This window comes from Providencia rettgeri, assembly GCF_041075285.1.
Lineage (GTDB): Bacteria > Pseudomonadota > Gammaproteobacteria > Enterobacterales > Enterobacteriaceae > Providencia > Providencia rettgeri_G.
On record NZ_CP163512.1, the window covers coordinates 1,188,268 to 1,200,701 of the forward strand.

The 12,434-nt window shown below is 43.8% G+C and carries 15 protein-coding genes; all 15 read left to right on the plus strand.

The window, feature by feature from the left end; genetic code table 11:
* The first annotated feature begins 1 nt into the window (after position 1).
* The 15 genes from AB6N04_RS05340 (at position 2) to nagZ (ending at position 12,358) form a co-directional block, all read left to right on the plus strand.
* A complete protein-coding gene (locus tag AB6N04_RS05340; RefSeq protein ID WP_369311993.1) occupies positions 2 to 952 on the plus strand; it encodes a beta-ketoacyl-ACP synthase III in 951 nt (316 codons plus the stop codon).
* An 18-nt stretch (positions 953 to 970) separates the two neighbouring features.
* A complete protein-coding gene (gene fabD / locus AB6N04_RS05345) occupies positions 971 to 1,903 on the plus strand; it encodes an ACP S-malonyltransferase (protein ID WP_369310863.1) in 933 nt (310 codons plus the stop codon).
* Positions 1,904 to 1,910: 7 nt separating this feature from the next.
* Positions 1,911 to 2,645, plus strand: coding sequence for a 3-oxoacyl-ACP reductase FabG (fabG, locus tag AB6N04_RS05350; protein WP_225818844.1), 735 nt, complete (start codon positions 1,911 to 1,913; stop codon positions 2,643 to 2,645).
* Positions 2,646 to 2,800: 155 nt separating this feature from the next.
* The gene (acpP, locus tag AB6N04_RS05355; protein ID WP_004253236.1) at positions 2,801 to 3,037 is read left to right on the plus strand and encodes an acyl carrier protein; all 237 of its coding nucleotides are present in this window, start codon (positions 2,801 to 2,803) and stop codon (positions 3,035 to 3,037) included.
* Positions 3,038 to 3,114: 77 nt separating this feature from the next.
* Positions 3,115 to 4,365: a beta-ketoacyl-ACP synthase II gene (gene fabF, locus AB6N04_RS05360; protein WP_369310864.1), complete on the plus strand. Its 1,251-nt coding sequence runs from the start codon at positions 3,115 to 3,117 to the stop codon at positions 4,363 to 4,365.
* Between the two features lie 149 nt (positions 4,366 to 4,514).
* Complete coding sequence (gene pabC / locus AB6N04_RS05365) at positions 4,515 to 5,345, plus strand: aminodeoxychorismate lyase (protein ID WP_369310865.1); 831 nt, start codon at positions 4,515 to 4,517, stop codon at positions 5,343 to 5,345.
* Between the two features lie 44 nt (positions 5,346 to 5,389).
* Positions 5,390 to 6,412, plus strand: coding sequence for an endolytic transglycosylase MltG (gene mltG, locus AB6N04_RS05370; protein WP_369310866.1), 1,023 nt, complete (start codon positions 5,390 to 5,392; stop codon positions 6,410 to 6,412).
* Between the two features lie 5 nt (positions 6,413 to 6,417).
* Complete coding sequence (gene tmk / locus AB6N04_RS05375; protein ID WP_369310867.1) at positions 6,418 to 7,044, plus strand: dTMP kinase; 627 nt, start codon at positions 6,418 to 6,420, stop codon at positions 7,042 to 7,044.
* A gap of 12 nt (positions 7,045 to 7,056) precedes the next feature.
* Positions 7,057 to 8,049: a DNA polymerase III subunit delta' gene (gene holB, locus AB6N04_RS05380; RefSeq protein WP_369310868.1), complete on the plus strand. Its 993-nt coding sequence runs from the start codon at positions 7,057 to 7,059 to the stop codon at positions 8,047 to 8,049.
* 12 nt (positions 8,050 to 8,061) lie between these two features.
* On the plus strand, positions 8,062 to 8,853 hold the full coding sequence (locus tag AB6N04_RS05385; RefSeq protein ID WP_369310869.1) for a metal-dependent hydrolase: 792 nt from the start codon (positions 8,062 to 8,064) through the stop codon (positions 8,851 to 8,853).
* A gap of 47 nt (positions 8,854 to 8,900) precedes the next feature.
* The gene (hinT, locus tag AB6N04_RS05390) at positions 8,901 to 9,251 is read left to right on the plus strand and encodes a purine nucleoside phosphoramidase (RefSeq protein ID WP_369310870.1); all 351 of its coding nucleotides are present in this window, start codon (positions 8,901 to 8,903) and stop codon (positions 9,249 to 9,251) included.
* Positions 9,251 to 9,664 (plus strand): YcfL family protein, encoded by a 414-nt coding sequence (locus AB6N04_RS05395; RefSeq protein WP_369310871.1) that lies wholly within the window; start codon positions 9,251 to 9,253, stop codon positions 9,662 to 9,664. The genes hinT and AB6N04_RS05395 overlap by 1 nt, the downstream gene beginning before the upstream one ends.
* A 2-nt stretch (positions 9,665 to 9,666) precedes the next feature.
* Entirely contained in the window at positions 9,667 to 10,245 is a 579-nt protein-coding gene (lpoB, locus tag AB6N04_RS05400) for a penicillin-binding protein activator LpoB (protein WP_369310872.1), read from the plus strand.
* A gap of 1 nt (position 10,246) precedes the next feature.
* The gene (locus tag AB6N04_RS05405) at positions 10,247 to 11,122 is read left to right on the plus strand and encodes a phosphotransferase (protein WP_369311995.1); all 876 of its coding nucleotides are present in this window, start codon (positions 10,247 to 10,249) and stop codon (positions 11,120 to 11,122) included.
* Positions 11,123 to 11,335: 213 nt separating this feature from the next.
* Entirely contained in the window at positions 11,336 to 12,358 is a 1,023-nt protein-coding gene (gene nagZ, locus AB6N04_RS05410) for a beta-N-acetylhexosaminidase (protein ID WP_369310873.1), read from the plus strand.
* The last annotated feature ends 76 nt before the right edge of the window (positions 12,359 to 12,434 follow it).

A 12,434-nucleotide genomic window follows, 5' to 3' on the forward strand; every position in this document is an offset into this window, starting at 1 on the left:
TATGTATAGTAAAATCTTAGGAACAGGCAGCTACTTGCCAGCGCAAGTTCGTACGAATGCTGATCTGGAAAAAATGGTTGATACTTCTGATGAATGGATTGTGACCCGCACTGGGATACATGAAAGAAGAATTGCTAATGAAGACGAAAATGTCTCTATGATGAGCTTTCATGCGGCACAAAAAGCCCTTGAAATGGCACAAGTTGACGCCAGCGAAATTGGTTTGATCATTGTTGCGACAACCTCTGCAACCCATGCATTTCCTAGTGCTGCCTGTCAAGTACAGCAAATGTTAGGCATTAATGATTGCGCGGCTTTTGATGTTGCCGCAGCCTGTGCAGGCTTTACCTATGCGATCAGCATTGCGGATCAATTTGTTAAAACAGGCATGACGAAAAAAGCGCTGGTCATCGGTTCGGATGCATTATCAAAAACATTAGACCCAGAAGACCGTGGTACCATTATTTTATTTGGTGATGCCGCAGGTGCTATTGTTATTGGCGAATCTAATGAGCCGGGTATTATTTCTACCCATTTACACGCTGATGGGCGTTATGGGGATTTACTTACGCTACCTAATCGCAGCCGTTGTTCAGATGACCCTGCGTATTTAACCATGACAGGTAATGAAGTATTCAAAGTTGCAGTCCGTGAGTTAGCGCACATTGTTGATGAAACGCTGGCAGAAAGTGGGATTGCAAAAGAACAACTTGATTGGTTAGTGCCACATCAAGCAAATTTAAGAATTATTTCTGCGACGGCAAAAAAACTCGATATGACGATGGATAAAGTGGTTATCACCTTAGACCGTCACGGGAATACTTCTGCGGCATCTGTCCCAACTGCTCTTGATGAGGCAGTCCGTGATGGACGTATCCAACGTGGCCAACTAGTGCTGTTAGAAGCCTTTGGCGGCGGTTTCACGTGGGGCTCTGCCTTGGTTCGTTTTTAATTTACTGAGAAAACAGACATGACACAATTTGCGATGGTATTTCCCGGACAGGGTTCTCAGTCTTTAGGAATGTTAGCCGCATTAGCTGAAGAAAATCAGTTGGTCGAGCAAACATTTGCTGAAGCATCAGAAGCATTGGGTTACGATCTTTGGGCATTAGTCCAAAATGGACCAGAAGAAGAACTAAACAAAACATGGCAGACACAGCCAGCACTGTTAGCGGCTTCTGTGGCGATTTTCCGTGTTTGGCAAGATAAAAAAGGTGCAATGCCTTCAATCATGGCAGGGCATAGCCTCGGTGAGTACTCTGCACTAGTTTGTGCAGGGGTTATCGATTTTAAAGACGCGATTAAACTTGTTGAATTGCGTGGCAAATTAATGCAAGAAGCGGTTCCTGAGGGAACGGGTGCTATGTATGCGATTATCGGCTTAGATAACGAATCTATTGAAAAAGCATGCCAAGAGGCCGCGCAAGGTCAAGTTGTTTCGCCAGTTAACTTTAACTCTCCTGGCCAAGTGGTTATTGCAGGTGAAAAAGCGGCGGTTGAACGTGCGGGGGCCGCGTGCAAAGAAGCGGGGGCTAAACGTGCTTTGCCATTATCCGTTAGCGTACCTTCTCATTGCGCATTAATGAAGCCCGCTGCTGATAAATTAGCCGAAGCGTTAGAAAAAATTGAATTTTGTGAGCCAGCCTACCCAGTTATCAACAATGTTGATGTTAAAATCGAACAATCGGCGCAAAATATTCGTGATGCTTTAGTCCGTCAACTGTATAATCCGGTACGCTGGACAGAAACGGTAGAATTAATGGCAGATCAAGGTGTTGAGCATCTTATCGAAATGGGACCGGGTAAAGTGTTGACTGGTCTTACCAAGCGAATTGTCTCTAATTTAACTGCCGTAGCAGCCAATGATCCTGTATCATTGAGCACTGCTTTAGAAAATAGCTGAGGATGACATGAGCTTTGAAGGAAAAATTGCACTAGTAACAGGGGCGAGCCGTGGGATTGGTAAAGCAATTGCTTTAACCTTAATTGCACGCGGCGCGACAGTTATTGGGACCGCAACTAGCGAAAAAGGCGCAGAAGCTATCACTGCTTACCTTGATGGTAAGGGGAAAGGTTTAGCGTTAAACGTGACTGATGCAGCATCAATCGAAGAAACTTTGACCAAGATCCGTGAAGAGTTTGGTGAAATTGATATTTTGGTTAATAATGCTGGTATCACACGTGATAACTTATTGATGCGTATGAAAGAAGAAGAGTGGCAAGATATTATTGACACCAATCTTTCATCCGTTTACCGTTTGTCTAAAGCCGTTTTGCGTGCCATGATGAAAAAACGTTGTGGGCGCATTATTTCCATCGCATCTGTCGTAGGTGTGATGGGAAATGCGGGACAAGCAAACTACGCAGCAGCGAAAGCTGGGCTGATTGGTTTTAGTAAATCACTAGCTCGTGAAGTCGCTTCTCGTGGTATCACTGTTAACGTCGTTGCTCCAGGTTTTATCGAAACGGATATGACGAAAGCATTGACAGATGAACAGCGTGCAGGCATTTTATCTCAGGTTCCTGCGGATAGACTGGGTGATGCACAAGAAATTGCCAGTGCTGTAGCGTTTTTAGCTTCTGACGAAGCTGCTTACATCACAGGTGAAACATTACATGTCAATGGTGGCATGTACATGATCTAAAGAAATGATGGAACTATTTGCATTATTAGTGTTATCCAACGCTAAATAATGCAAAATAATGGTTCCAACAGCCGGGATTGGGTTGTATCTTTTCCTGTATTTCATAAACTACGAAAACCATCGCGAAAGCGAGTTTTGATAGGAATTTTAATAGTATGAGCACTATCGAAGAACGCGTTAAGAAAATCATCGTTGAACAACTGGGTGTTAAAGAGGAAGAAGTTGTAAATACAGCTTCATTTGTTGATGACTTGGGCGCTGATTCTCTTGACACAGTTGAGCTGGTTATGGCTCTGGAAGAAGAGTTCGATTGCGAAATCCCTGACGAAGAAGCTGAAAAGATCACAACAGTACAGGCTGCGATTGACTACGTCGAGAACGCATCTAAATAATTGTACGAAAAACATGTCTAGGCGATCACTCGATCGCCTATGTTCCCTTTGTAACTTTCCCTCCTTGGAGGAAATACGTGTCTAAGCGTCGTGTAGTCGTAACCGGACTGGGCATGTTATCTCCTGTCGGCAACACAGTTGAGTCATCATGGAAAGCTGTTTGTGACGGACAGAGTGGTATCAGCCTTATTGAACATTTTGATACTACTAACCACGCAACTAAATTTGCTGGCTTAGTAAAAGATTTTAATTACGAAGATTATGACATCTCTCGCAAAGATGCGAAGAAGATGGACCCATTTATTCAATATGGTATTGCAGCAGGTTTCCAAGCCTTTAAAGATGCTGGATTGGAAGTAACAGAAGCCAATGCTACTCGTATCGGTTTAGCGATTGGTTCTGGTATTGGCGGGTTAGGTTTAATTCAAGATAACTGTGAAGCTTTGATGGTCGGTGGCCCTCGTAAAGTTAGCCCATTCTTCGTACCATCAACAATCATTAACTTAGCCGCGGGCCATTTAAGCATTATGTACGGTTTACGTGGGCCAAGTATTTCGATTGCTACAGCATGTACATCGGGTGTTCACAATATCGGCCATGCAGCACGCATGATTGCTTATGGTGATGCAGACGTCATGTTGGCGGGAGGAGCTGAAAAAGCAACAACACCATTAGGTGTGGCAGGTTTTGGTGCAGCCCGTGCTTTGTCAACCCGCAATGATAACCCGCAGGCGGCAAGTCGCCCTTGGGATAAAGACCGTGATGGTTTTGTTCTCGGTGATGGCGCAGGTATCATTATTCTTGAAGAATATGAACATGCCAAAGCGCGTGGGGCAAAAATTTATGCAGAAGTCGCTGGCTTTGGTATGAGCAGTGATGCCTATCATATGACGTCACCACCTGAGAATGGTGAAGGTGCAGCCTTATCGATGGAAAATGCGCTGAAAGATGCAGGCATTAAAGCGAGTGACGTGGGCTACATTAATGCGCACGGCACATCAACACATGCTGGCGACTTAGCGGAAGCACAAGCGGTTATGTCTGTCTTTGGTGAAGATTCAAACGTGTTAGTCAGTTCAACGAAATCCATGACGGGTCACCTATTAGGTGCAGCGGGTGCGGTTGAATCTATTTTCACAATTATGTCTCTGTGTGACCAAATCGTCCCACCAACAATCAATCTAGATAACCCTGGTGAGGGTTGTACGCTAGATTTCGTACCACATAAAGCACGTAAAGTTGAGAACATGGAGTACGCTCTGTGCAACTCGTTCGGCTTTGGTGGCACAAACGGTTCATTGATTTTCCGCCGTTATCACGCAGAATAATCCATTCGTTCCGCCATTACTTTAGCCTCAGTCGCATATGCCACTGAGGCTTTATTTTGTCTGCTGCTTTGCACAGTCACATGCTTTAGTTTATGATAGTTCTATCTGTTTACTGTCTGATTTATCAGCCTTTATTATAAGTATTATCAATGTCATATTGGGTTAATGGTCAACTTTGCCAGCAAATTAGTGTCGCTGATCGCGCCGTTGCGTTCGGGGATGGTTGTTTTACGACCGTTTATGGTATGAATCAACAAGGGCAGATGCTAAAAGCGCATATTGCTCGCTTAATGCATGACTGCCAACGGTTAAAAATTACTGCACCTGATTGGGATTGGTTAGAACAACATTTGGTGGAAATTTGTGCCGAGCAAAGGGATGACGAATTTGTAGTAAAAGTGATTGTTAGCCGAGGTGTCGGCGGGCGAGGTTACAGTTCTTTGGGATTTTCGCAGCCGACCATCATTGTTAGTGTCTCACCCTTTCCATTGCATTATGCGCAATTACAATGTCAAGGGGCTAAGCTGATAGTAAGCCAAACACCGGTTTCTCGAAATCCACTGTTAGCAGGGATGAAACATCTGAATCGTCTTGAGCAGGTATTGATCCGTCAAGAAATTGATGAGGCCCATGCGGATGAAGCAATTGTGCTCGATACCGGTGGCACAATTGTCGAATGTTGCAGTGCGAATGTGTTTTGGCGTATTGGGCAAACTGTTTATACCCCTGTGCTATCACACAGTGGGGTAAACGGATTAATGAGACAAAAGATCATAGCGTTATTAGCAGGTAGCCAGTACCATCTAGAGGAAGTCGAGCGGTTCGCTTCGGTTTTAGCTCACTGTGATGAAGTGATTATGTGCAATGCATTGATGCCTGTCCTGCCTGTTCAGAGCATTCAGCTAAGGGGACAAGAAAGCCCATTGCATTATGCTTCACGGGAGTTATTCGAATACTTATTTTTGCGCTGCAAAATCTAATTAGCATAAATTAAAGCCCTAATACGCGTTGATATGGTCAATAAATGAAATTAGCTAAAAAAATCATTCTAATTGCTGTGGTTCTTGTTACTGTTGTCGCAATTGCATTGTATTGGCAGTATCGACAAGTACTGAATTATGCTCAAACACCGATTAATCTTACACAGGAAAAGATTTTTACTGTGCCTGCGGGGACAGGGCGTGTGGCATTTGAGACATTGCTAATCAATGAAAAGTTGATTGAACAGGGAAAGGAGTTTCAGTGGTTATTGAAATTACGTCCTGAATTGGCGCAACTGAAAGCTGGCACGTATCGTTTACAGCCCAATATGGATGTAGAACAACTGCTTAAATTGATAGTTAGCGGAAAGGAAGCGCAATTTTCTATCCGGTTTATTGAAGGAAATCGCTTAGTTGATTGGAGTCATACTCTGCGTGACGCCCCTTATTTAGCACACCAATCCACAGAAATGACACCCACTGAGCTGTACAATGCAATTGGTTTTAAAGGGGAAGGGACGTTAGAGGGCTGGCTTTATCCTGATACCTATTTATATACCGCAGGCACACCAGACACCGAAATTTTGAAACGGGCTCATAAGCGTATGCAAGCTAGCCTTGAAGATGAATGGAAAGGCCGTGACAGAGATTTACCGTATAAAAATGCCTATGAAATGCTAATCATGGCGTCAATTATTGAAAAAGAAACGGGGGTGGATAGTGAGCGATCACAGGTGGCCTCCGTATTTGTAAATCGCTTGAAGCAAAAAATGCGTCTACAAACCGACCCAACTGTAATTTACGGATTGGGGGATAAATATCGTGGTAAAATTTACCGTAGTGATTTAGATAATTATACAGAATATAACACCTATAAAATTGACGGGTTACCACCAACACCCATAGCAATGCCAAGCCTTGCATCTATCAAAGCGGCTGCTCATCCAGCCAAAACAGATTATTTATATTTTGTTGCGGACGGTAAAGGGGGACACACCTTTAGCCGTAATTTGAATGATCACAACCGTGCCGTCAAAATTTACCGCCAAATTGAACAGCAAAACTGAAAAACATGAAAAATCAATTTATTGTTATTGAAGGGTTAGAAGGGGCAGGGAAAACCACCGCCATTAACACTGTGGTCGATACCCTAAATCATGTCGGTATTTACGATATCGTTTTTTCCCGGGAGCCAGGGGGCACACCGCTAGCAGAAAAGCTACGAGAACTTATCAAACAAGGCATTGAAGGGGATAAAGTGACAGATAAAGCTGAACTTTTAATGCTGTATGCTGCGCGTGTGCAATTAGTTGATACGGTGATTAAACCTGCGCTTGCTGCGGGTAAATGGGTTGTTGGCGATCGCCATGATATGTCATCACAAGCGTATCAAGGTGGTGGACGCCAAATTGATCGCCATTTAATGCAATCTTTGCGCGATTTAGTGTTAGGCGATTTTAAACCAAGCTTAACGTTATATCTTGATTTATCTCCAGAACTTGGCCTACAACGAGCGCGTTCACGGGGGGAGCTAGACAGAATTGAAAAAGAGTCGCTGGCTTTCTTTGAAAGAACGCGTGAAAGATATCTGGAACTTGCAGCGAATGATAAATCCATTGTGACAATTGATGCAAGCCAGCACATTGAACAAGTTCAACAAGATATCCGCGCTGCGTTACTTTCATGGCTAGCAAAATAAGGTATTGATGGTATGAATTGGTATCCTTGGTTAAATGAGCTTTATCGGCAAATGATCGCGGCGTACCAAAGCGGTCGTGGTCATCATGCCTTGTTGATCCATTCCATACCGGGCAATGGGGCTGATGCATTGTGTTACGGGATTAGCCGTTGGTTGATTTGTCAAAATCGCGATGGGATGAAAAGTTGTGGAGAGTGCCACAGTTGCCAGTTGATGTTAGCGGGAACACACCCTGATTACCATGTCATTAACGTGGAAAAAGGCAAAACGACAGTGAGTGTTGATGCGGTTAGAAAGCTAATTGAAACCTTGAGCAGCCATGCACAACAAGGTGGTAGTAAGGTGGTGTATATTCAGAGTACCGATGCACTGACAGATGCTGCCGCAAATGCATTACTCAAAACTCTTGAGGAACCAGCGAAAGAGACCTATTTTTTATTAGGCAGTGAAAAACAGGAAAAGGTGTTAGCGACCATTCGCAGCCGTTGCTTAAGCCACTTTTTGCCAGCGCCCGATCAAAAAATTGCGTTATATTGGTTACAAAAGCAAAAGCCAAATTTGGTTATGGACGATGCGGTTACCGCGTTAAAACTTTGCCAAGGCGCGCCAGTGGCTGCATTAGCACTACTCGACGACAGTTTGTGGCAAAAACGTGGCGCATTGTGTCAGAACATGGCGACAGCATTACAGAACCGCGATATGTTAGGCTTATTGCCGTCATTAAATATCGATGACGCGGCAATGGCTATGAATTGGTTATTAACCCTAATTGCTGATGCAATTAAAGTGCAACAAGGGGCAGCACAGTTTTGCATTAACCAAGACTATTTTGTGCACGTCATGCAATTAGCGTCAATGATGGATCGCACACGACTTGGTAACCTGTATGAACAATGGTTGCAATGCCGTCATCAATTACTAACTGTCCCTGCATTAAACCAGGAATTGCTGTTAGCCAATCAGTTATTACAATGGGAAGCCTTATTGGCGGATCCCTCATTTTAAAAAGAGTTAAATATGTTTGTTGTTGATTCACACTGCCATCTCGACTGTTTAGATTATGAAAAATTACATACTGATGTCGACGATGTTATCGCAAAAGCTGCTGCCCGTGATGTGGGGTTCATGTTAGCGGTGGCAACGACCTTACCCGGGTTTGAAAGCATGAAAGCGCTGATAGGCCAGCGTGACAATATTGCGTTTTCTTGTGGTATTCACCCCCTCAATTTGGATGAAGGGTACGATTTTGAACATTTAGCACAATTAGCGACGGGGCAAGAAGTTGTTGCCTTAGGCGAAACAGGGCTAGATTATTATTATCAGCAGGAAAATGCGGCGTTACAACAAGAATCGTTCCGCCAACATATCCGCATTGGCCGTGAGGTGAATAAGCCTGTTATTGTGCATACTCGTTCAGCGCGGGAAGATACATTAGCCATCTTGCGTGAAGAAAAAGTGATGGATTGCGGCGGTGTATTGCATTGTTTTACAGAAGATAAAGACACGGCTATCGAGTTACTCGATTTAGGCATGTACATTTCATTTTCGGGGATTGTGACATTCCGCAACGCAGAGCAGATCCGTGAAGCCGCTAGAGTTGTACCGCTAGATAGGATCCTCGTAGAAACGGATTCCCCTTACTTAGCGCCAGTCCCTCACCGTGGAAAAGAAAATCAACCCGCTTATGTGCGTGATGTTGCGGAATATATGGCAGTGCTTAAAGGCGTTAGTGTGGAAGAGATGGCTGAGATCACCACGCAGAATTTCAATCGGCTATTTCATTTAAATGTCGGTGCGAATAACGCATAATCAGCACTCGATGATTAAATCACTTTTTAATTATTAAGGAAATTGACATGGCAGAAGAAACCATTTTCAGCAAGATCATCCGTCGTGAAATCCCTGCGGATGTGATTTACCAAGATGAGCTGGTTACTGCTTTTCGGGATATTTCACCACAAGCACCCACGCATATTTTAATCATTCCTAATAAGCTGATCCCAACAGTGAATGATGTGACAGCGGATGATGAACTGGCGTTAGGTCGTTTGTTTACTGTTGCTGCAAAAATTGCGAAAGAAGAAGGTATTGCCGAAAGCGGATACCGCTTAATCATGAATTGCAATGAACACTCAGGCCAAGAAGTTTTCCATATTCATATGCACTTAGTGGGTGGTCGCCCATTGGGTCCATTATTGGCGAAATAATGACAATATGGGGAACAACAATCAACCGTATAGTGTTGCTTGCTACAGCAGCAATACTTCTGAGTGGCTGTCTCTATAAGAAGCCTCAAGAGTTGGCGCTTAATAATCAACAACGGGTGATTATGGAACCGTCCGTGTTGGCTCAGGGTATTATTGTTGAAAACCCAATTATTAATGTGGAAAATCATCAACATGTTGCTACCATCAATATTAGCAATGTGCAATCGAAAGCGGTAAATATTGCTTACCGCTTATATTGGTATGATAAGCAAGGGTTGAAAGTAGACACGTCAGTGGTAGCGCAGCGATCACTATTGCCGAATTCGATTGAGCAAATTCGTGCGACAACCTCTTCACTTCGAGCAGATAATCTGCGTATTCATGTTTTTTTATCATCTAAGGCTGGAGAATAATAATGAAACGGATCTTAATGGTTGCAGCGGCAACGCTTATCTTGGCAGGGTGCCCGTCATACCCTCCCCAAGAGCCCGTTAAGCAGCCACCGATAGTGCCTATTGAACCGCAACAACCCGAGGTGATACCACCACCTCCACCAGATAAGGTGCCAACGCCGCCTAAGCAGCAAACAACGGATTGGTCAGCAGCGATATCGCCACTTGTCTCACAAATGGCAGCCGCAGAGGGGGTGGAGCCGGGTAAAGTTTTGCTGGTAGATTCAGTGAAAAATAATACCAATGGAGCGCTCCCGGTTCAGCTTATCACATCAAATATGGTGTCGGCGGTGGAGAACACACATCGTTTTAATGTTGTTCCACAAGATGTCGTCAACGCAGCACGTAAGACACTGGGTTTATCCCAAGAAGATAGCTTGGTAACGCGCAGTAAAGCGATTGGTTTAGGTCGGTATGTGCAAGCGGATTATGTGATTTACAGTGTGATGTCAGGCTCAAACAAAGAGCGTCGTCTTGAAATGCAATTAATGGAAGTGCAAACAGGGGAAATTATTTGGACTGGAAAAAACAATATTGAGTAACATGCCGTCTTTGCTTGTTTTACTTTCAAAAAATTTCCCAGCAATATCTGCACAATGCTGGGAAATAACCCCATTGATAGGGTTATCAGGCGGCAGTTTTTTAATCGAAAGCCTGCACCCTGATCACCCATTAAAACTGCTTGCTCGAGCGGATACACATCGGCAAAATGCGTTGTATGTTTCTAGGCGTAAAGAAGCACGCATCTTAAGGCAAATCCAACACTTACCCTTTGCGCAAAGGGTTGTTGCACGTAATGCTGAGTGGTTAGTTTTAGCTTGGTGTGAAGGTCATCACCCCAGCCATAACCTGTTTTACTCAATGGATTTTCAACGGAAACTGGCTAATACCATTGCAAGGTTACATTGTTCACCGTTATTGACCTACACATTACCATTAAAGGCGGAAATTGCGCATTATGGAGAACGTATAGATCCACAGCGTTTTTCCCCGCGTTGGAAGCGACTTCATCATGATTTCCTACAAAAAAAGATGCCAAAGGCACTGAAAATCGCACCAGCGCATATGGATATTCACCCTAACAACATGATTATCAAAGACGATGGGCAGTTGGTGCTATTGGATTGGGAATATGCAGCAAATACGGACATTGCGTTTTCCCTAGAAACCTATTTTCAATTCAATAGCTTTACCAAAAATCAACGCCAGCAATTCCTTGGGCAATATTGTGATATTCAAGGGGCCTACCATGATAAATTCCAGTTAATGTATCACTGTAATTTATGGTCTCCTTGGGTAAAATACATGACATTAATGTGGTATGAAGTGCAGTGGAATGAAAGTCGACAAACCGAATTTTTGCTACACTCTCAGCCATTAAGGCAATATTTCAATTTGCACGGGGCTGTCTATCTTTGATGGTCGGTTTTTAATCTAAACCGTAGGGTCGCGTTAGGGGCAACATTGGATTCAAACCGTCGCCAGTCAACACGATGGATAATTAATCCATTTTTTGGATTGTGTTTTTGCCTTTTTTAGCGGTAAAAATCAGCAGCAAAGATAAACATCCCCTAGGCTAAATGTTTGGCACAACCTATATACAGATAATGAGTGAAATAAGTGAGGCAGGTTATGGGCCCGATAATGTTGGATGTCCAAGGATATGAATTGGACAATGAAGAACGTGAAATATTAGCTCATCCGCTGGTGGGCGGGTTAATTTTATTTACCCGTAACTTTCATGATGCAGAACAACTGCGCGAACTGGTTCGTCAAATCCGCGATGCATCAAGAAACCGTTTATTGATTGCCGTTGACCAAGAAGGCGGGCGCGTTCAACGCTTTCGCGATGGTTTTACCGCACTACCTTCGGCACAAGCATTTGCAGCACTGAACAATGAACATGACGGTGCCAAACTTGCACAAGAGGCAGGATGGCTGATGGCAGCAGAAATGATAGCGATGGATATTGATATTAGTTTTGCGCCTGTGCTCGATTTGGGGCACCAAAGTATCGCGATTGGTGAGCGCTCATTCCATGAAAACCCGGAAATGGCGATGATGATGGCTGAACGCTTTATTAAAGGCATGCATAGCGCAGGAATGAAGACGACGGGTAAGCATTTTCCTGGTCACGGTGCAGTGAAAGCGGACTCCCATAAAGAAACGCCAAGGGATGAACGTGCTTTGGATGTGATCCGCAATAAAGATATGTCGATATTTAAAGATTTTATCCAGCGTGAATTATTGGATGCTATCATGCCAGCCCATGTGATTTATACGCAGGCGGATGACCGCCCTGCAAGTGGTTCACCTTTCTGGTTAAAATCAGTTTTGCGTGAGCAGCTTGGTTTTAATGGCGTTATATTTTCGGACGATTTATCGATGGAAGGTGCTGCGATTATGGGAAGCTATCCAGAAAGGGCAAAAGCATCGTTAAGTGCAGGCTGTGATATGGTTTTGGTTTGTAATAACCGTCAAGGCGCAGTGAGTGTGCTAGATAATTTACCAAAACAGCCGGATAGCCAAGGGGCACAGTTATATCACAGTGGCCGCCAATACAGCTTGAAGGAATTACAAAATACAGCACGTTGGCAAGAAAGCAATCGTAAACTGGTGGATTTACATAATAGATGGCAAGAATTTAAACAATAATTAACAGAACGCCGATTAAGCCAGTGAGACACAGATCTGACTGGCTTTTTTTGTGTCATGATTAGCTAAAGTGTGA